Raw genomic sequence first — 18,437 nt, 5'->3', positions numbered from 1 at the left:
GATTCTAATTGCTGGCTGCTGGAGAGTCATTGATCGCCAATCATTGTGGGGCAATGCCGAGCATCGCGAGTGTAGGGAGAACCGCTCGGTGCGGCCCAGCGGACTCCACCGGCGAGGATGCGCCGAATCTCGGATTGGTAGTAAATAGGATACGTCTCGTGGCCGGGACGAAAGTAGAAAATTTTGCCTTTACCGCGACGAAATGTGCAAGCGCTGCGAAATACCTCTCCCCCGCTAAACGAACTGATCATCAGCAACTCGTCGGGCGTGGGAATATCAAAAAATTCGCCATACATTTCGGCTTTCGGCACCTCAATGTGGTCCACCTCAAATCCATCGAAAATAGGGTGGCTGGGCTCCACGATCCATAGCAGCTCACGCTCACCCGCTTCCCGCCATCGCAACATGCAACTCGTGCCCATCAGACGCTGAAAAATTTTGCTGCCATGCCCGCTATGCAGGACCAACAAGCCCATGCCATCGAGCACCCGTTGCTGTACCCGTGTTACCACCTCATCGGCAACTTGATCATGGGCGGCGTGTCCCCACCACAACAGCACATCCGTATCTGCTAGAACCTGTTCACTGAGCCCGTGTTCCGGCTGATCCAGCGTGCACGTTTGTATCGTCGCCGTTTCGCCCATTTGTTGGCGGAGTCCTTCGGCAATGACCATGTGCAAGCCATCAGGATAGATCGCGCGCACGTCATCCCGGCTCCGTTCATGCACGAATTCGTTCCAGATGGTGACGCGAAGTGGCGATTGTTTTGATGACATGCTGTGCTCGCATAGCAAGTGGTTGAATTACCGGCCGCTCGGAAAACTGGCTGAACGTGGCTCTCCTAAGTATTACGATCCCAGTCTGGCTGGCAACGCGATGGTTGGCAAAGTGCTCAATGGCAAAGTGCTGGCTGGCCCCATTCGGCAGGTCGTGCCGCTTGTTGACGCGATCGGTCCAGCGCGTCAACATTGCGTCCCCCCCTTTCGCTAATTTGAAATACGGAATTTCACTGATGACAGCTACCTCCGCCGTCCACTTGGCAATCGATCTTGGTGCATCCGGCGGTCGGGTGTTGGCTGGGAAAGTCACTGACGACAAGTTACAGCTCGAAGCGATTGCGAGGTTCCCCAACAACGCAGTGCTGGTCCAAGAGGAGATGTGCTGGAATCTGCTCGGTTTGTGGAGCGACATTTGCCACGGCTTGTCGGCGGCCGGTGCGTTTGGCGAGGTTCGTTCGGTCGGCGTGGCCACTTGGGGAGTCGATTACGTGCTCTTGGACCGTGACGAGCGGATGGTCGGCCCCGGCGTACATTATCGCGATGGGCGAACCCGCGGCATGTTGGACAAAGCGTTTGAGCGGATTTCTCGCGAGCGGATTTTTGCCGAGACCGGGCTGCAGTTCATGGAGATCAACACGGCGTATCAGTTGTTTGCCGACGTCATGCGGCAGTCCGCTCGGTTGCAAGCGGCTGAATCATTTCTGATGATTCCAGACTTTTTCCATTGGTTGCTGAGTGGTGAGAAATCGAGCGAGCTGACGAATGCTTCTACGACACAGCTGTATAATCCGACCACGCAAACTTGGTCCAGCGAAGTGCTCGATGGGTTGGGCATCCCGCGAAAAATTTTCGGTGACATTGTGCAACCGGGAACACAACTGGGGCAAGTCCAGGCCAGCGTTGCCAAACTAACCGGCTTACCTGGGGTGCCGGTGATTGTGCCGGCTACGCACGATACGGGCTCGGCCGTGCTGGCGGTTCCAGCAACAAATTTCGCCCCCTCCAGCCCTGACTGGTGTTACATCAGCAGCGGCACTTGGTCGCTGATTGGCTGCGAGTTGCCACGGCCGTTGATCAATGAAAAATGCGCCGCTTATAACTTTACCAACGAAGGAGGAGTGTTTGGCAGCACGCGATTGCTGAAGAACATCGGCGGCCTTTGGATTTTTCAGCAGATTCGGGCCGCGCTCCAGCGTCGTGGCGAGGAGATTGATTGGGAGACGATGGTCCAGCAGGCCGAACAAGCCTCGCCGCTGAGCTTTTTGCTCGACCCCGACGATCCGGCTTTCGTTGCCCCGGCTGACATGATTGAAGCGATCACGGAGTCGGCGCATCGCACCGAGCAAACACTGCCCGCTAGCAACGGCGTATTGTTCCGCGCGGCGCTCGAGGGCCTGGCGCTGCGATACCGCCGCAGCCTGGAAATCCTTGAGGACTTAACGGGCGGCTCGATTGAAACGATCTACGTCGTTGGTGGCGGTTCGCAAAATCCGCTGCTCTGTCAGATGACGGCCGACGCGTGCCGACGTCGCGTGATTGCCGGGCCGGCCGAAGCGACCGGGATTGGCAACGTGTTGATGCAAATGATCGGGCTCGGTGCACTTAGCAGCGTCGATGAGGCGAGGCAGTTAGTGCGAAACAGCTTTAATCCGCTGACCTACGAGCCTCAAAATCCGGCTCCGTACGATCAAGCGGCCGTGAAATTTAACGGTCTTATCCAGTAATTAGAAAAAAAACTGTTTTTTCAGCGCCCCAACCAAGCCACACGCTAGCCTAGCATTTCGCGACGGCAAGCATTTCGCTTGCTGGTCGCGACACAGCTTGCTCCCTCTTGTTGCGCACAGCGGTTCGTATGAAAAACGAAGTTCCTCCTGCACTGCTGGAAATCAAAGCCTTGCGGTATTGCTACGGACAGCGGGTGGCTGTCAATGAAATCGAGTTCACCGTCAAGCGTGGAGAGATTTTTGGGTTGCTGGGACCGAACGGGGCCGGCAAAACCACGACCATCCAGTGCATCGCGGGGTTGCGAGGCGATTGGCAAGGCTCGATGTTGTTCGACGGCCAAGATTTTCGCCCGGCGGCCCAGGGAAAAGCGAGGTTGCGGTTGGGATTCGTCCCCCAAGAATTGGCAATCTACGAAGGGCTGACCGCGCGGGAAAACTTGACATTATTTGCCAAGCTTTCAGGAATAAAGCGGCACGATTTGGCTGCTACCGTGCGAGCTTCATTGCAACTCGCCGGGTTGGAGACACGTGCCGATGAGGTGACCAGCAAGTTCAGCGGCGGTATGAAACGCCGCCTTAACTTGGCGATTGGCCAGGTGCATCATCCCGAGTTGTTGCTCTTAGATGAACCCACCGTCGGCGTTGATCCGCAGAGCCGCAATCATCTTTTCGATACGCTCGAGAACCTCAAGCAACAGGGTATGACGTTGCTTTACACGACCCACTACATGGAAGAAGCGGAACGCCTTTGTGATCGAATCGGCGTGATGCATGAGGGACACGTTGTGGCCATTGGCACCATCGCGGAGTTGGGCAACTTGATTGGTCAACCGGGAGCGGAACTGGAAACGATTTTCTTACACTTGACCGGGCGCAGCTTGCGCGACCATGGATAATTAACGATGTTCGCATTCGCGCTTGAGTTGGCAAAGAAAGACCTGCGGATCTACTTTCGCGATCCAGTTGCTTGGTTGTTGGGATTTCTGCTCCCAATCGTGCTGGTAACGATTTTCGGATTCCTCATGGGGGCGGTTTGGGGTGGCAGTGGGCCGACGCCGAAGGTCACCATGTATGTCGTCGACGAGGACAATTCCCTCCGCAGTCGTCAATTCATCAACGACCTGCGGGGCGCCGATATGCTGCGGGTGAGGCCAAGGCAAGAGGCCTCCGCGATCACGCGGTCGGAAGCGGAACAGGCGGTTAAAGATGGCCAGGTCAGCCACGCGTTAATTATTGAATCCGGATTCAGCGAAGTTCCGACCGGCGCAGCGGAGGGTGGCCAGTTTCGACTCCTGCGCGATCCTGGCCGGACGATGGAAGACAAAATTGTCCGCCTGTCATTGCTACAGGCTGTCTTCAGCTCGGCTGACAGAGGTTGGTGGATCGGTGCGGTCAGCAAATTATTCGGCGAAGCTGGTATCCCCGAGGATCAAATTGCCACATTTCAGTCACGGGCAAATGCAATGACCGAGGTGATTAACGGCTTTAGCCCATCATCGGAAGATACCGCTGATCCGCCAACCGCTGATAAAGCTCAGCTGGCGAATCCTGCCACCAGTCCAATGGATAGCATGCTGGACTTGTTACCGCTGGAGACAGAGGATTTTTCCCCACCCGAACGGCCTCGCCAAGCTAGCTTCCAAATTGCCCAAGCGGTTGCCGGAATGTCGGTCATGATGTTGATGTTTGGTGTGACCAGTTGTGGTCGCACGCTCCTGCAGGAACGCGAACGCGGCACCATGTCACGTTTGCTATCGATTGGTGTTCCGCGGAGCAGTCTGCTGGCTGGGACCGCAATCTTCACCATCATCGTCGGTTTGATGCAGATGATTGTCATGTTGATTTACGGTGAGTTCATGTTCCACGTGGGGATCTTCAATGATCCGCTAACGCTCGTCGTGCTCACGCTGTTGTGGGTGATCACCGCCAGCAGTTTTGGCATGTTGATCGCGACTGGTGCCAAGACCGAAAAGCAGGCCGATATGCTGGCGACGATCCTGATCATCTCGATGGCGGCGTTGGGAGGTTGTTGGTTTCCCTTACAGATGCTCGACTTGCCCACGCCGCTCGAACTGACAACCCGCTCGACGGCCACTTTTTGGGCCATGACAGGTTTCCAAAGTATGCTATGGAACGGCGCTGACTTATTCAACAGCCGAATGATCACAGCGATTGCCGTGCAGACCGGCTACACGCTCTTGATGTCAACGGCGGCGATCTGGTTGTTTCGTAGGAACTACCTGCGAGGCTAAACGTTTGCTCGATTGGCCGGCAGCAACCAGTCGCCCGCTGAATTCTTCACTCACAGAAATTCTCACCCGCAGTGCTACTCGCCTTTGGAGGAAACGTTGCGGCTGAGGATAGCGGTGACAGGAAAATGATCGGATGGATAGCGTTGCTCGACATGATAACGATCGATCGCCGCCTCCCGGACGACGAGCGGTTTGCTGGCCAACACCCAATCGATGCGAGCGTTACCGGCGGTACCTTTAAAACCATTAAAGGTGCCTTCGATTTCTTGTTTCTCGGGATAACGCGCCCGGTAGGTGTCGACCAATAAACCATCCGAGGTGATCGCCTGGTAGGGAGCCGAGCCTTGGTCGCAATTGAAGTCCCCCGTGATGATTACCGGTTTGTCTCCCCGCAGTTCGTTGACTTGCTGCAAAATCAACTTGGCAGCTTCGAGACGGGCCACTTGTCCGCGATGGTCGAAGTGCGTGTTGAGGAAGAACAGCGGTTCCACATCGGCCGCTTGGCGATCTTTCAACACCACCCAGGTTGCAACGCGTGGCAACGAGGAATCCCAGCTCTTGCTGAACTTTTCAGCGGGGTTTTCGCTGAGCCAAAATTGTCCCGCGTCAATCTGTTCGAAACGTTCGCTGAGATAGAAAATTCCGCACTGCTCCCCATCCGGGCTGGCGTCGCGGGACCAGCCCACGTAGGTGTACTCGGGTAATTGCTGGCCGATGTAGCTGGCCTGAAAAGGGAGTGTTTCTTGGGTGCCCAGCAGATCGGGCGCGTATTGGTTGATGGTTTCCACCACCAATTCTCGCCGCGCGGGCCATTTGTTTTCACCATCGTTGGCGGTCCCGAAGCGGATGTTGAAACTCATCACCCGCAATTCACCAGATTCCGCCGCCACCGTGACAGCAGCGAACGCGGGCGAGCCAAGCAGTAGCAATAACATCGCGCCGCGGAAAACCATGCTGCGAAACTTTCGAGTTAGCAAAGTCGGGGGAAACAAAGTTTGGGGGAACACAGTGAGCATCGGCAACACCTCGTGGGGAGTTTCTTGAACGGGCCATTTTGAAATCCTATTTCCGTTTGAGCTGGCATTATGACAGCTCGGCCGCCGAGCGTCGGCCCGCAAATGGTGAAGTTTCGGTTTGCATTCCGGGAGAGGTTGCGCCGCGTGGAGAATTAACTCGCTTAAAAACAGTGAGCAAAAATTCAAGCGGCCGGTTTACGAGCCGTGATCGCGCCGTACTGCATGGCCCCGCTGCGGTAAGCTTTCAGCAAAGCGTCGAAGCCGTCAATAAAGTCGACTTGTTCGCGATCGAGCAGTTTTGCCACATGCCGTACGCCGGTGCGAGCCACCCGTGCTTGGCAGATTTCCCAGGTGCGTACGACCTGCTCCGTCCAATCGGTCTGTTGACAAACCTCCAGCCCGGCAGCGGTGATCCAGCCGGCGTAGTCGGAGGGTGTGGCCAGCGATGGGCAGACGAATCGATGGCAGACCTCTTCGACCTGCTGGCGATGTTGAGGCACGCTGTTGTCTTGCCCCTCAAACCAGACGCAGATCGCTAATCGCCCGCCGGGCCGCAGCCACTGCCCCGCTCGCTGGAAGAACCCCGGCTTATCGAACAAGTGCTCGGTGCACTCGATACTCCATATCACATCAAATTGTCCGGGATCGAAACTAGCTTGATCCGCATCGAGCGCGAGAAACTCGGTGCGTGGGCCAACGCGATGCCATTTCGCGGACATTGCGGCCCAGCGACGTTGGACGGGGCTGAGCGTAATTCCGGTGGCCCGGCAACCACGCTGTTGAGCAAGCCGAATCGAAGAGCCTCCCAGGCCACAACCGACGTCCAGCAGATGATCATTCGCCGCCACGCCAATCAAGTCAGCCAGCGTATCGGTCAGCTGCTCTTGCGCTTGGCCAATCGATTCGTCGCCCCGTAACCACAATCCATGATGGATGTGTTTTCCCCACAGCAAGCGATAAAACAGCGAGCCCAACTGATAATGACTGCGAATGCTCGATTTCTTTACCGTGTCAACTGCAATCATGGTTGCTCACCGCGGGCAAAGCGAGCGAGCGTCTGTTGGTACTTCTTTTTACCCGCTTCGACGACGCGGCGAATTTCTTTGGTGCTTTCCTCGGACTCTTTTCGCAGATCGGTAATCATGGTCAATGATTCGATTTGAAAGTCACTGATCGCATCGACCAATTTCTGCACGCTTTTCGGATCGACGGTTGAACCGTAGCCAGCTTTGAGGGCCGCTTTTTCCAACTCACGTCCCAAGTTGGCAACGTCTTCGAGGCCTTTATTGAGCCCCGTCTTCATCGCCTCGGTGGCTTGGGTTACCTCATGCAAACCGTGCTGCGAGGTGTAGACGGTCCCCAAGATTGTGAAGACATGTTCGTTGGTGGTGAAGAAAGTTACGGCTCGACGGTAGACTCGCTCTTTAACGTCGTGGGTTTGCTTGAGCTTGGAAACGAGCGTCTCTCCGACGTCGTAGCCGATTTCCAAGTTCTCGGCGATATCTTTCAGCAATTGATAGGTTTTGTCTTCCGACTCGTAGCCAAAACGTGCTTCGTCGCGAGCCAACTCCAAACGGGAGCGGGCTGCCTGGTCGAGGTCTTCAGCCGCCGCGTCGACAGCTCCCTGCGTATCTGCCAAGGCTTGCTTGGCAGCCTCCAGCATCGGAGCGTGCAAGGCGAGCATGTCACGCGCCAGAACTTCGGCTTCTTTCAAGGCAAAGCGGAAGTCAATGTAGGCATCCATGATGTCCTCTTCGACTTCTAACTGCTTGCGAGTGTCACGGGAGACGTCCGTATAGATTTCAGAGATCTTTTCAAAACGATCCGAGGGGGTACCGCGGCGCATCTTCATCCACCAATTCTGGACTTTCTCTCCAGTGCTGATGCGGCCGTCGTCGAGCTGGGCGATCAATGTTTTGCTGTCTTCGCGGACCGAATCAAACATTTGCGTAATCTCCATGTAACGATTGCCGATCGTTACGCTGGCGACGTGCTCTCGCACCATCTCGTTGAAAGTGCTCATGTGCTTGATCACGTCGGCGATCGCCAACGCCTTAGCCTCGTCAACATGCTTGACGCTTTCCAGCAAGTGAATCATCTCTTGCGGGGTGTCGTCGCGGGCGGAGAGTCCGAATTTGTCGAGCACCGTCAGTGCTCGCTCTAAATAGCGACGCATCGTGGTCGGATCGCGCTGCGCGGCTGCAGTGGCCACAACAAGTTCGTCCGAGGAAGTGGATTCTGAAGGTTGTGGAGTCAGTTCGCTCATTGCCGTGATACTCTGAAATTGAGGGCCGAAAAGAAACTGAAGAGCAAGCAATATCCTGGAAGGCAGCACGGACGTCCGCCAGTCGTCAGCATAGCGTACCGCGGTACGCTGCGGAGGGGGTGTCGCAGCCAGCCCCATAGACTTTTCGTCACGTCGCTGACATCGCCAGGAAAATCCAGATAGACTGCGGGACCGTACGGCTGGTCGGGGCGTCCCGTTGGAAGACCGAACGGCGGGTGGAGGCGTGTCGAGCGATCTGGTAACTCAGTGGGGAGCGAGAAATGCGGTTGGTTGTTGTCGGTGGCGGGCTGTCGGGCTTGACGGCCGCTTTTTACCTGCACCGTCATTGGCCCGAGGCGGACATTTCCTTGCTGGAAGCGAGCCAACGAGTCGGCGGCGTGATTGAGACCGAGCACAGGGATGGCTGGTTAGTGGAGCACGGAGCGGACTGCTTTTCGGTCACTCCGCCCGACGCTCTGCAGCTTTGCCAAGACCTGGGGGTCGCCGACCAACTGATCGAACCGTTGCCCCATGGTCGCCGCGCGATGATTTCCCAAGGCGACCGATTGTGGCCGGTGCCCGAAGGTTTTGTGCTGATGCGGCCGACGCGACTGGGGCAAGTCTTAAAGTCACCGCTGCTGTCGTGGCGTGGCAAACTTCGCTTGGCTGCCGAGCGGTTTGTGCGTCCGCGAACCGACACCGGTGACGAAAGTCTCGCCAGCTTTGTCCGCCGCCGTCTCGGCAACGAAGCGTTGGAACGGTTGGTGCAACCGCTGGTCGGTGGCATTTACACGGCCGATGCGGAACGTTTGAGCATGCAAGCCACGATGCCGCAGTTCGTGAAGATGGAGCGTGAACACGGTAGTTTGATCGGGGCGACCCTCTCCAGCGGTCAAGCCAGCGATAACGCGACCGAAAAGGCCCAGCGGGAACTCGAGCGGACCAGCAGCGGCGCCCGCTATGGACAATTTCGCGTTTTGCCGCGGGGGATGGGTGCACTCTTCGCGGAAATCGAATCGCGGTTACCAATCAACACCATTCAATTCGGCAAGTCAGTCACTTCCCTCACGCGGCAAGCGGAAGGCAACTGGCAAATTGCCACCGCCGATCAAGCTTCGACGACGGCCGACGGGGTCGTGCTGGCGCTGCCGGCACCCAAGTTGGCAGAGTTGTTGACGCCTGTGCATGCCGCAGCTGCCCAGAAGCTGCGGCAGATCGAATATGCCAGCAGCGCGATCGTGCTGTTGGCTGTTGCCGACGCGCAAGTGGCAAAGATGCCGCAAGCTTTCGGATTCGTGGTTCCCGCCATCGATGGTCGCAAAATTCTGGCTGCCAGCTTTGCCAGCCACAAGTTTCCCGAGCGGACTCCGAAAGGGCATACGCTAATTCGGGTTTTTATCGGAGGTGCCCTGCAGCCCGAATTGTTATCGCAAACTGATGACGCCCTGGTGCAAATCGCTCGGGATGAACTGGCCAGCTTGATCGGTTTGCGGGGCGAGCCCGTTTGGTCTGCCGTGCAACGTTGGAACCGTGCGATGCCACAATACCACGTTGGGCACCGCGAATTGGCTGCGGCGATCGAAAAGGATGTGGCAACGCTACCCGGGCTAGAAATTGCCGGGAACAGTCTACATGGAGTTGGTATCGCGCCGGTGGTGGGGACCGCGAAACGGGCCGTAAAACGCCTCGGAGAAACTCTCGGAGCGACCGTCGGATAACGACAGTTTGTCAATCTGATCGGCAACCGGAATTCCCAAATGCTGGGCGGCAACCAATGCCTCCGTCACGATGCTGGACAATTCAATCATGTTGCCAGTGTTGAATTGGTGCAATATTTTTGCCCGATCCATCTCCACGGTCCGCCGTGATACATCTAAACGAATGGCAATCCATTTGTTTGATCGGCCTTGCATTAAGAAGCTTAATATTTGCCTTTGGCGGCGGGTCAAATGATTGTAAGTTTCGATCAACGACTTGACCCGGGACTCGGCCGCCAGCTGTTGGCGGTCCAGGTTGATTGCTTGGTGCATCCACTGAGAAAGCACCTGGGGTGCCGCCGGTTTCTCCACCACGGTGAGCGCGCCCGCTTGTAAATAGGCGACCGCCAACGCGGTCGTGGCGTACCCCGAGCAAACAATGGTTGTGATGGCTGACGCCCCCTCTTTCAGCTCGCGAAGCACGGTGAGGCCATCGAGGGTGTCCCCTAATCGATGGTCCAAAATCAAGCAACCGGGGCGTCGCAGTCGTGAGCAGGCGGAGTCATCATTGACATAGTCGATCGATTCGCACCGCAAGTTAATGCTGAACGCTAGTGCGGCAACGCTTTGGCAGAATACCGGATCATCGTCCAAGACGTAGGCAATGGCTTCTTGCGGTGCTGCTATCTTCATTTACAAAATCCCAGGTATCTGACGCCAGGTTGCGGGCGCAATACTCTCGATGATTACCATATTCAGTCAACTCCATTCTCGGTTTAACGGTGCGCGAGCAAGAGCTTAATTTTTCAGGGCTGAGTCGAAATGTTGGAAAGTGGTGTTACTGGCCATCTTTTTGCGGACAGCCGCAAGGCAAAGTCAGGATTTTCCCCCTCGCCGTATGTCGTCGCACTTCGCTACAGGTTGCCGTGCTCCCTTGTGTGGTCGTGATGCTGAGCAGCCGTCCGGCAGAATCCACCGCCACCTTTCTTGGTGCACCTCGCAATCTGATAACAACTATTTTGTTGATCGTGTTATTAGTTCTATTGGTGGCAGGTAGCATTGCAAAAAAACAGCGTCGCGGAGGTAGGAAGCGCCCCCTTGGTATGCCTCCCAATAACAACTCTCGAAACCCTGCACATGGTGTACTCGGCTACCCGGGCAGTAGCCCCGCCAATAGTGAAACACTGTCAGGAGAACAGCCGCAAGAACAGCCGCGAGTGGCGAAACTTGTTGAGCAAGTTGCCGAATTAACGGCCGAGTTGGAGCAGCTTAAACCCGCGCTGCGGCAAGCTCAACGAGAGCTTTTGGATCGCGACGTCGAGGTTCGGCACCTGGCAAAGTTGTCTTCGCTCGGAGAGATGATGGCTCGAATTACTCACGAGCTACGTCAGCCACTGAACTCAATTTCAAATTTTGCCTTTGCCACGGCGAACTTGTTAGATACGCGACAAGATCAATCGTTGGATAAAGTTCGTGATTGGAACTTGGCAATGATTCAACAGGTAAAACGCGCCGAGGAGATTCTTTGCCATCTCCGCAGCTATGCCCAACGTTCGAACGCTCGTGTTGAGCCGTTGGATATTAATCAAATTATTGAGTGCGTGTTGATCATGGTGCAGCCTGAACTTCGCGCCAATCAGGTGAAGGTTTGCTTGGAGCTGGCCAGCGGATGCCCCATGTTGGCATTGGCCCGCGTCCCCATCGAGCAAGTGCTGATCAATTTGATTGGCAATTCTTGTCAGGCTTTTGAGATGACAGGTCGTCAAGAAAATACCATTGAGATTAGGACAAGTTTTCAAGCTCCGCTTGTGAAGGTCACAATCCGTGACAACGGACCGGGCTTGCCGGCGGGTGAATTGATGCGGGTCTTTGAACCCTTTCGCACGACGCGCAGCGAAGGTTTAGGGCTGGGGCTGACGATCAGCCGTTCGATCATTGAAGATCATGGTGGCCAGATCTGGGCCGAACAGTGCGACCCAGGCCTGGCTATCAAATTCACGCTGCCCCTGCAAAGCCAATGAGCCAACCAGCTACTTCGCTTCGGGGCGGCGAAAACGCAAGAAGTAATTTTCGCGAAAGCCGGGCACATTGACTTCTTCCACGAACTCAAAACCTGCCGTTTCAATTTCTTTGCGAAAGACTTCTTTTCCCGCGCGGACGTGGCCCAGCAACCAATCGCGGGAGACGCCGGGAATCCGTTCAAAATCGATCACCACCAATTGGCCCCCCGGCTTGAGCGCGGTAAAGATCGAGTGCAGCGAGTCGGCTGGGAATTCAAAGTGATGATAAACATCGCAGATGAAAGCTGCGTTGATCGAGCTGGGTGCCAAGCGAATATCGTTTTGCCCGCCTAAAACAGGGGTCACGTTCACGAGGCTCTTCATTTCAGTGATCGCGCCCACGCGTTCGATAAATTTGGGGGCGATGTCGATGGCGTATACCCAACCATCTTTTCCCACCGCTTGGCTGAAGAGTTCGACGAACAAGCCGGTGCCGGTACCGATATCGGCCACCTTGTCGCCAGGCTGTAACTTGAGATTTTCCATGACGCGATCGCGAGCGGAAAAAATTTCACGACTTTCCACTTCGAAGCGATCGACAAAACTGCCCACATCCAAGTCGGGATCAAGGAATGATTCGTTAATGCCCGGCTTGACACTCTGCGGTTCCGCCTCCACTTTTCCGTCGGCATCTTGTGCCCGCGCGGAGACCATACTAAACACGCAAGGGGAAAGGCAGAGTGCCAACAGTAGGTAGCGATTTCGAAACATCGGCTAACGGCTCCTATTATGACTTGGGGGTAACTCGAGGTGGGAATCTGTGTCTGACCAATTCCGCATGGGCAAATGACCCGTTGGGTGGGACGACTAAGCTACAGTTTAGCGAACCGGTCCGAACACAAACAGCGGCAGATTGACACTTCATATCAGGGACTCGCAAAGAAAGATGAACATCCGCTTTCTCACCGTTGGTGGCACGATCGACAAAGAGTATTTTGATCAATTGAGCGAGTATCAGGTGGGCCCACCGGGGGTGGTGAGAATTCTTGAGGCCTTGCCAATGGCGGTCGGTTGGGTAATCGAACCGGTATTGCGGAAGGATAGCTTGGATATGACCACCGCCGATCGCGATTTGGTGCGGGCTGCCGTGGCGGCCAGTCCGGAGCGACGAGTGGTGATTACTCACGGAACCGACACGATGGTGGAGACCGCCAAAAGTTTGTTGGGCGTGCCGCAAAAATGCGTCGTCCTAACCGGTGCGATGCAGCCCGCACGTTTTCACCAAAGTGACGCGATCTTCAATATTGGAACCGCCATCGGTGCGGTCAACGTGTTGCCGGACGGTGTGTTCATTGCCATGGGGGGGCGGATTTTTAACCCGCTGCAGGTTCGCAAGAATCGCGAAAAGGGGGTTTTTGAGCCTGTTGATGAGGGCGGTTAAGGAGTTGGTAAATTCCCCGTTTCTTAACGCTCGTTTTACCTCAGCTTCCTCGTTGCTAACGGAGACGGCGATTAGAATAGCAGCAAACTGTTAGCGGTTTTGTCGCTAGCCACCGTTCCTTGCGCGTGACTAGTTCGCGGAAAAACGGGGACCGCGGCTAGCGCCATTGCGGCCAACAAAATTTCGTCTTGTATTTCTCAAACATTGCAGGTTACAGATGCTGAGTCGGTCGACATTCGTCGCTTACTGTGTTCTATCTTTTTGGCTACTTGGTAACGCTGAGGAGTTGGCGTTGGGACAAGAAATCATTGCTCACCGTGGTGCTTCGCATGCCGCACCTGAGAATACGATGGCGGCTTTTGAGTTGGCTTGGCAAGAGCAAGCTGACGGGGTCGAAGGAGATTTTTATTATACCAAAGACGGTCACATCGTTTGCATCCACGACGCAGACACGGCCCGCACGGCTGGTGTCAAGAAAATAGTGGCCTCCTCCACCTTGGCCGAGCTTCGTGAGCTAGAGTATGGCAGTTGGAAGGATGCGAAATTCGCAGGCGAGCCGCTTCCCACCTTTGCGGAAGTGCTGGCGGGAATGCCGGCGGGCAAGACGTTTGTCATTGAGCTGAAGACCGGTCCGGAAATTGTGCCGCTATTGGTTGCCGAGTTGAAAAAACAGCAACCCAGCTGGGATGACTTGCTAATCATCTCTTTCAAAGCGGACACCGTGAAGGCTTGCAAGCAGCAATTACCTGGGGTGAAAGCCCATTGGTTGACCAGCTATCGTCGTGACAAAGAGACTGGCGAAGTGAAACCGACCGCAGCGCAAGTGATCAAGACGTTGCAAGACTGTGGTGCCGACGGTTTGGGAACTCGGGGAGATCGCAGCGTGGTGACCAAAGAGTTCATTGCTGAATTGCGAGCTGGCGGTATGCCCGAATTTCACGTCTGGACGATCGACGATCTTGACGACGCAAAGTACTTTCAAGAGCTGGGAGCGATGGGGATCACGACCAACCGGCCGGCTGATATTCGGGCCGCCATTACACCAGTCCTCGCTCAATAATTGGCCTCGGCTGAGTAATTGCCGCGTCTTTTTGGCGGCACATTTGGATAAACAATGTGTGAGCTGACGGCCTACCACGAAGCGGGGCACGCGATGATGGCCGTGATGGTCGGGGCCAAGGTGCATTCGTTGACGATCAGCCCTGACCGCGATGATGGTCCGCTGAGGACCGGAGACGCACAAATTCTTTGGCCACGCCGAGTGGCCGATCCGCGGCGGTTGTGTTGGCAACAAGTTTTGGTCGCTTTGGCTGGACCTGTCGCTGAGATGATTTATCGCGGGGAACCGCTGCATCCGGCCGGAGTGGCCGAATGGGGGCAAGATTGGCAAAACGCTTGGGAAGCGGCCGAGCAGATTGCGCCGGAGCCGCAACAGCGTATGCAAATTCTCGAGCGACAATCGGTCCAGCTCTATCATCTTCTCAAAGACGACCGCAACTGGGCCGCGCTGGCAGCGATCGTCGACGAATTGCTGGCTCACGAATTATTGGAAGGGAGTGAAGTTGTCGAAATCATGGACCAGTGGTTAGGTTGAATCGCCGCTGAAACTTCCGGGCCTTGTATTCGATCTTCATGCGGCTGCTTTTTTTCGCTTAGAACATCGCGGATTGCCCTAGCGGTGAAATCGATGCATCGATTAATCTCCCCACCAATCTATGGGTGACCGGATTTTCGCCGTCGTCAAGGAGGACGAACGTGCAAACTGTGAAAACTACTATCGTCGTTGTGTTGTTGCTCACCGTGTCGTATAGCGCGTACGTGGCGTTGACAGCACCCCCCGCTAAAATGCCTGACGAACTGGTCAAGATCGTCGAGAACGACAGTCTCGATTTTTCCTTGGGAGACGATATTGATATCGGTCTGCCGAGCGGGGGTGCGGACAGCATGGCGGGTAATCCGACGGACGGTCCGGGCATGAGCTTCGACGCGCCATTGCCGCCGACGCTCGATAGCACACCCCCGCGGTCTGGTTCGCCAGATGCTGGTTCCAGCAGCATGGCGGGCACGGTTCAAACCGATATGGGCGGTGCGTCGCGAGCTTCGTTGTCTGACCAACGCACCCTCGATTTACCGCCACCCTCTGGCAGCAACGGTGGGGCTGGCTCCAACTACGCAGTCAACGGCGTTGATACTTTAGACCTCAATCAACTGGTCAGCGAAACGGAAGCTGGAAACAGCTCACAATCTGGCAACAGCTCACAAGCTGGGGGGGCGAGCGGTTATGATATTCCCAGCCTCTCCATGGATGATTCCGCCGCCTCCGGTTCCAGTCAACAGTCGCTGAACGACGCAACCGCCAAAACGGCTTTGGCGAACGCGATTGCCACAGCGGACCGGCAGCGTGAAAAAGATCAATTGCGAGAAGCCCTGGCAACGCTGAGCTTGTTTTATAACTCACCCTCTCTCTCCTCAGCCGATCGTGAATCGTTGCTCGGTCGCTTGGACTGGTTGGCCGGCGAAGTGATTTATTCGACTCGCAACCTGTTGGAACAACCTTATCGTGTCTCCCAAGGGGAAACGCTGCAGGATATCGCCGCCAAATTGGAGGTGCCTTGGCAGTTGTTGGCCACTGTCAACGGTGTCAGTGATCCCGCCGCCGTGGTCCCCGGGCAGGAACTGAAAGTCATTCGAGGGCCATTCCGAGCGGAGGTCAATTTGACTTCCTCGGAGTTAACTCTGTTCCTCGGAGAGATGTATGCTGGTCGCTTTCCGATCCAGACCGGCAGCGATCCGGCACCCAAATCGGGTTCATACATGGTGCAAGATAAACAAACCGCGCGGACCTATTATTCGCTCGATGGCGGCAACATTCCTCCCGGTGACCCGCGGAATCCCTACGGCGATGTGTGGTTAGATTTGGGGAATCAAATGTGTATCCACGGCTCGGCAGAGCAAGCGGCCGCGGGTAACGGTTGTATTCAGCTACGGCGCACTGACGCTCGCGACGTATTTGGTATCCTATCGCGTGGTTCTGCCGTTACGATCACCCGTTAAAGTCGTGGCGGTAACCGCTCGCAGTCCTGCGAGGCGGGTCCCCTTGCTCTTCAACCTTAGTATTCATGACAACCTTTGATCGCGCCGAACTGCTCGAATTAGTCCGCCAGGAAGCTTTGCAAATTGGCAGCTTCACGTTAGCCAGCGGAAAGACAGCATCGTATTATTTGGACTGTCGATTAGTGACGCTGCACCCCCGCGGGGCCAATCAGATCGCCGCTGGGATGTTAGAGCTGATCGATAAAATCACACCTCCGGTGGCTGCTGTCGGTGGGATGGCGATCGGTGCCGATCCGATCGCGGCGGCGATTGTCACGCTGGTCGGCCAACGCCCCGAAACGGCGGAGCGACCAGCACTGCGTGGTTTCATGGTTCGCAAAGAACCCAAAGGACACGGGGCGGGGCGGCAAGTTGAAGGCCCCGTCAAAGCAGGGCAACGCGTGGTGATTGTCGAAGATGTGATCACCAGCGGAGGCAGCGCCATCAAAGCGGCTGAGGCGGCTCGTGCTTTTGGTCTTGAAGTGGTCAAAGTGATCGGGATCGTTGATCGTCTCGCGGGTGGTCGCGAAGCATTCGCGGCGGTTGGCTTGGAACTGGAAACGCTGTTAACGATTCGTGATTTTGGCCTCGAGCCGGATGTCGGCTAAGTGGAAACTTCGCTGCATCGCACGCTGAAGCTGCATTATGCGGAATCAGAGGATGCGACTGAAGTTCGTCATGGTGCCTTTCGCATCGATGCGATTCACAGCGGCGAATTGATCGAAATCCAGTTCGCCTCGCTATCTTCGATTCGCGACAAACTGGCTACGCTGCTGGAAACTGACAGGGTGCGAATCGTCAAGCCGATTGTGGCTCGCCGCCGGATCATTCGTCAAAAAACCGCTGAGGGACCCATCATCAGTCGGCGGTTAAGTCCCAAGCGGGGGCAGACACTCGATCTCTTTGAAGAACTGGTCTACCTGACGCAGGTTTTCCCCCATCCAAACCTCACGATCGACGTGCCGTTGGTCAGCGTCGAGGAATGGCGTTTGCCACCGGTGGAAGGCAAATCAAGACGGGGGCGGTTTCGCCCCAAGCACAGCGTCAAAGATGTGGTGCTCGAAGAGATCCTCAGCACGCGGTCGTTCCGCACGCGGGCCGACCTGAAGCGGCTGGCTGAGGTGAATAAGCTGCCGCAACCTTTTGATACTGGTCAATTGGCCAAACATCTCGAGCGTCGTCGCGATGTGGCTCAGCGCATCGCTTACGTGCTGCGTAACATCGGTGCCGTGGAAGAAGCGGGCAAGCGAGGTAATGCTCGCACGTATCGCTCGCGCGCAGCGAGAACCAGCAAGCGGGCCGCTTGAGAATTGGTTTCAGAAGTTAGCCGCAATGGCGCTAGCCGCGGTTCCCCCCGTTTGCAACGAACGAACCCCGTGCAAAGAACGGTGGCTCGCGCCAAAACCGCTAACGGACGGTGGCTTCAAAAATTATAACACCGGGCGGGTGGGTAACGGGTGAAAGCGGGGCCAAGGGATATCGGGTTGTTTCGCCGGCCCTTGATCGTAGATATGGTCGGCCAACGCGCCAGTGCGAACTTGATGCGGATCGTCCGGCGGAAGTCCCACGGGACCTCCGGGCAAGCGTGGGCTAAGCGAATCATCGTGCCCCGTGTGAAAGATTGTCGCCTCGAACGCTTGCGGATGCTGCGCGGGCAGACCCTCGACGCCAAAAGGTAACGCACCCTGGCGAACGCTGGGGATGTTGGGGTTTAGGCAGCCGCTGGAGGTTAGCAAGCAAACCGTCAACAGGCTGGCCACAGCACATTGGCGGGGAAGCTGGCGAGTGATTGGCAAAAACGGGCCAACAGCGGTCCAGCGACCAGGGAGTAACGGCGATTGCATAATATCTGCGAACCCAATCAAGATCGTCCTCCGCCCGCTCTTAGATCGTCAGATTCAGCTGTGTGACTTTAGCGATTAAGCGGATTTCAGTGATTAAGCGGATTTTGCTGACTTTGGTTCCCGCTGAAATCGGCTGAGCGGTGCTTGCTTACCGCTAGGACTTCTTCAGCTCGGCCGCTTCGGCTTCCAGCTCGCTGACTTCCTGTTCCAGCTTGGCCACTTCGCCTGGATCATCGTCTTGTTGTTTCGCGCCGCTCAAACGAGGGCGGAGGGCCTGAAGTTTCTTGTTAATGACTTCCAGACGTTTCTTGGCTTTCTTGTCCAT

20 protein-coding genes are annotated in these 18,437 nt (G+C 56.0%); 12 read left to right on the top strand and 8 right to left on the bottom strand.

Annotated features, from left to right (window positions below):
• Positions 1–26: 26 nt before the first annotated feature.
• Positions 27–776, bottom strand: coding sequence for a ThuA domain-containing protein (locus tag SH139x_RS22155; RefSeq protein ID WP_488351946.1), 750 nt, complete (start codon positions 774–776; stop codon positions 27–29).
• On the opposite strand from SH139x_RS22155, the gene SH139x_RS22150 reads away from it, so the two are divergent.
• The 4 genes from SH139x_RS22150 (at position 775) to SH139x_RS22135 (ending at position 4,755) form a co-directional block, all read left to right on the top strand.
• Positions 775–990, top strand: a complete 216-nt coding sequence (locus SH139x_RS22150) for a hypothetical protein (protein ID WP_488351945.1) — start codon at positions 775–777, stop codon at positions 988–990. The genes SH139x_RS22155 and SH139x_RS22150 overlap by 2 nt on opposite strands.
• A 22-nt stretch (positions 991–1,012) precedes the next feature.
• Positions 1,013–2,503, top strand: a complete 1,491-nt coding sequence (locus tag SH139x_RS22145) for a rhamnulokinase (RefSeq protein WP_488351944.1) — start codon at positions 1,013–1,015, stop codon at positions 2,501–2,503.
• Between the two features lie 128 nt (positions 2,504–2,631).
• Positions 2,632–3,399, top strand: a complete 768-nt coding sequence (locus SH139x_RS22140) for an ABC transporter ATP-binding protein (protein ID WP_488351943.1) — start codon at positions 2,632–2,634, stop codon at positions 3,397–3,399.
• A 6-nt stretch (positions 3,400–3,405) separates the two neighbouring features.
• Positions 3,406–4,755, top strand: coding sequence for an ABC transporter permease (locus SH139x_RS22135; RefSeq protein ID WP_488351942.1), 1,350 nt, complete (start codon positions 3,406–3,408; stop codon positions 4,753–4,755).
• A 74-nt stretch (positions 4,756–4,829) separates the two neighbouring features.
• Here the strand turns inward: SH139x_RS22135 and SH139x_RS22130 are convergent, their stop codons facing one another.
• From SH139x_RS22130 to SH139x_RS22120, 3 genes are all read right to left on the bottom strand, one after another.
• The gene (locus SH139x_RS22130) at positions 4,830–5,771 is read right to left on the bottom strand and encodes an endonuclease/exonuclease/phosphatase family protein (protein ID WP_488351941.1); all 942 of its coding nucleotides are present in this window, start codon (positions 5,769–5,771) and stop codon (positions 4,830–4,832) included.
• Between the two features lie 182 nt (positions 5,772–5,953).
• Positions 5,954–6,796 (bottom strand): SAM-dependent methyltransferase, encoded by an 843-nt coding sequence (locus tag SH139x_RS22125; RefSeq protein ID WP_488351940.1) that lies wholly within the window; start codon positions 6,794–6,796, stop codon positions 5,954–5,956.
• Positions 6,793–8,037 carry a cell surface protein gene (locus SH139x_RS22120; protein ID WP_488351939.1) on the bottom strand — a complete coding sequence of 415 codons (1,245 nt, stop codon included), beginning with the start codon at positions 8,035–8,037 and terminating at the stop codon, positions 6,793–6,795. The genes SH139x_RS22125 and SH139x_RS22120 overlap by 4 nt, the downstream gene beginning before the upstream one ends.
• 281 nt (positions 8,038–8,318) lie before the next feature.
• On the opposite strand from SH139x_RS22120, the gene hemG reads away from it, so the two are divergent.
• Positions 8,319–9,755, top strand: coding sequence for a protoporphyrinogen oxidase (gene hemG / locus SH139x_RS22115; RefSeq protein ID WP_488351938.1), 1,437 nt, complete (start codon positions 8,319–8,321; stop codon positions 9,753–9,755).
• Here the strand turns inward: hemG and SH139x_RS22110 are convergent.
• Positions 9,666–10,427: a response regulator transcription factor gene (locus SH139x_RS22110; RefSeq protein ID WP_488351937.1), complete on the bottom strand. Its 762-nt coding sequence runs from the start codon at positions 10,425–10,427 to the stop codon at positions 9,666–9,668. The two genes, hemG and SH139x_RS22110, sit on opposite strands and share 90 nt — an antisense overlap.
• Before the next feature lie 524 nt (positions 10,428–10,951).
• Between SH139x_RS22110 and SH139x_RS22105 the strand changes: the two genes are divergently transcribed.
• Positions 10,952–11,755, top strand: a complete 804-nt coding sequence (locus tag SH139x_RS22105; protein ID WP_488351936.1) for a sensor histidine kinase — start codon at positions 10,952–10,954, stop codon at positions 11,753–11,755.
• A gap of 9 nt (positions 11,756–11,764) precedes the next feature.
• Here the strand turns inward: SH139x_RS22105 and SH139x_RS22100 are convergent, their stop codons facing one another.
• Positions 11,765–12,448, bottom strand: coding sequence for a class I SAM-dependent methyltransferase (locus tag SH139x_RS22100; RefSeq protein WP_488356062.1), 684 nt, complete (start codon positions 12,446–12,448; stop codon positions 11,765–11,767).
• A gap of 232 nt (positions 12,449–12,680) precedes the next feature.
• Here SH139x_RS22100 and SH139x_RS22095 point away from each other — a divergent pair, with 232 nt between their 5' ends.
• The 6 genes from SH139x_RS22095 (at position 12,681) to SH139x_RS22070 (ending at position 17,575) form a co-directional block, all read left to right on the top strand.
• Positions 12,681–13,175 (top strand): asparaginase domain-containing protein, encoded by a 495-nt coding sequence (locus SH139x_RS22095; RefSeq protein WP_488351935.1) that lies wholly within the window; start codon positions 12,681–12,683, stop codon positions 13,173–13,175.
• A 217-nt stretch (positions 13,176–13,392) separates the two neighbouring features.
• Positions 13,393–14,235, top strand: a complete 843-nt coding sequence (locus SH139x_RS22090; RefSeq protein ID WP_488351934.1) for a glycerophosphodiester phosphodiesterase — start codon at positions 13,393–13,395, stop codon at positions 14,233–14,235.
• Positions 14,236–14,289: 54 nt separating this feature from the next.
• Positions 14,290–14,769, top strand: coding sequence for a hypothetical protein (locus SH139x_RS22085; protein WP_488351933.1), 480 nt, complete (start codon positions 14,290–14,292; stop codon positions 14,767–14,769).
• A gap of 161 nt (positions 14,770–14,930) precedes the next feature.
• Positions 14,931–16,229 carry a L,D-transpeptidase family protein gene (locus SH139x_RS22080; RefSeq protein WP_488351932.1) on the top strand — a complete coding sequence of 433 codons (1,299 nt, stop codon included), beginning with the start codon at positions 14,931–14,933 and terminating at the stop codon, positions 16,227–16,229.
• Between the two features lie 65 nt (positions 16,230–16,294).
• Positions 16,295–16,876: an orotate phosphoribosyltransferase gene (gene pyrE, locus SH139x_RS22075; RefSeq protein ID WP_488351931.1), complete on the top strand. Its 582-nt coding sequence runs from the start codon at positions 16,295–16,297 to the stop codon at positions 16,874–16,876.
• Positions 16,877–17,575 (top strand): DUF8091 domain-containing protein, encoded by a 699-nt coding sequence (locus tag SH139x_RS22070; protein WP_488351930.1) that lies wholly within the window; start codon positions 16,877–16,879, stop codon positions 17,573–17,575.
• A gap of 123 nt (positions 17,576–17,698) precedes the next feature.
• On the opposite strand, the gene SH139x_RS22065 is transcribed toward SH139x_RS22070, so the two are convergent.
• Complete coding sequence (locus SH139x_RS22065; protein WP_488351929.1) at positions 17,699–18,133, bottom strand: hypothetical protein; 435 nt, start codon at positions 18,131–18,133, stop codon at positions 17,699–17,701.
• Positions 18,134–18,266: 133 nt separating this feature from the next.
• The gene (locus tag SH139x_RS22060; RefSeq protein WP_488351928.1) at positions 18,267–18,437 is read right to left on the bottom strand and encodes a hypothetical protein; all 171 of its coding nucleotides are present in this window, start codon (positions 18,435–18,437) and stop codon (positions 18,267–18,269) included.

It is taken from the genome of Kothea flammea, from assembly GCF_052161645.1.
Classification (GTDB): domain Bacteria; phylum Planctomycetota; class Planctomycetia; order Pirellulales; family Pirellulaceae; genus Laterigemmans.
The sequence above is the reverse complement of the archived record's forward strand: the minus strand, read 5'-3'. Positions and strand labels throughout refer to the sequence as shown.

Coding starts and splice junctions, on each gene's coding strand:
- SH139x_RS22125 (WP_488351940.1), bottom strand. CDS start 6,796: ATGATTGCAGTTGACACGGTAAAGAAATCGAGCATTCGCAGTCATTAT.
- SH139x_RS22060 (WP_488351928.1), bottom strand. CDS start 18,437: ATGGACAAGAAAGCCAAGAAACGTCTGGAAGTCATTAACAAGAAACTT.
- SH139x_RS22095 (WP_488351935.1), top strand. CDS start 12,681: ATGAACATCCGCTTTCTCACCGTTGGTGGCACGATCGACAAAGAGTAT.
- SH139x_RS22130 (WP_488351941.1), bottom strand. CDS start 5,771: ATGCTCACTGTGTTCCCCCAAACTTTGTTTCCCCCGACTTTGCTAACT.
- SH139x_RS22135 (WP_488351942.1), top strand. CDS start 3,406: ATGTTCGCATTCGCGCTTGAGTTGGCAAAGAAAGACCTGCGGATCTAC.
- SH139x_RS22140 (WP_488351943.1), top strand. CDS start 2,632: ATGAAAAACGAAGTTCCTCCTGCACTGCTGGAAATCAAAGCCTTGCGG.
- SH139x_RS22150 (WP_488351945.1), top strand. CDS start 775: ATGCTGTGCTCGCATAGCAAGTGGTTGAATTACCGGCCGCTCGGAAAA.
- SH139x_RS22100 (WP_488356062.1), bottom strand. CDS start 12,448: ATGGTCTCCGCGCGGGCACAAGATGCCGACGGAAAAGTGGAGGCGGAA.
- SH139x_RS22145 (WP_488351944.1), top strand. CDS start 1,013: ATGACAGCTACCTCCGCCGTCCACTTGGCAATCGATCTTGGTGCATCC.
- SH139x_RS22085 (WP_488351933.1), top strand. CDS start 14,290: ATGTGTGAGCTGACGGCCTACCACGAAGCGGGGCACGCGATGATGGCC.
- pyrE (WP_488351931.1), top strand. CDS start 16,295: ATGACAACCTTTGATCGCGCCGAACTGCTCGAATTAGTCCGCCAGGAA.
- SH139x_RS22155 (WP_488351946.1), bottom strand. CDS start 776: ATGTCATCAAAACAATCGCCACTTCGCGTCACCATCTGGAACGAATTC.
- SH139x_RS22120 (WP_488351939.1), bottom strand. CDS start 8,037: ATGAGCGAACTGACTCCACAACCTTCAGAATCCACTTCCTCGGACGAA.
- hemG (WP_488351938.1), top strand. CDS start 8,319: ATGCGGTTGGTTGTTGTCGGTGGCGGGCTGTCGGGCTTGACGGCCGCT.
- SH139x_RS22090 (WP_488351934.1), top strand. CDS start 13,393: ATGCTGAGTCGGTCGACATTCGTCGCTTACTGTGTTCTATCTTTTTGG.
- SH139x_RS22110 (WP_488351937.1), bottom strand. CDS start 10,427: ATGAAGATAGCAGCACCGCAAGAAGCCATTGCCTACGTCTTGGACGAT.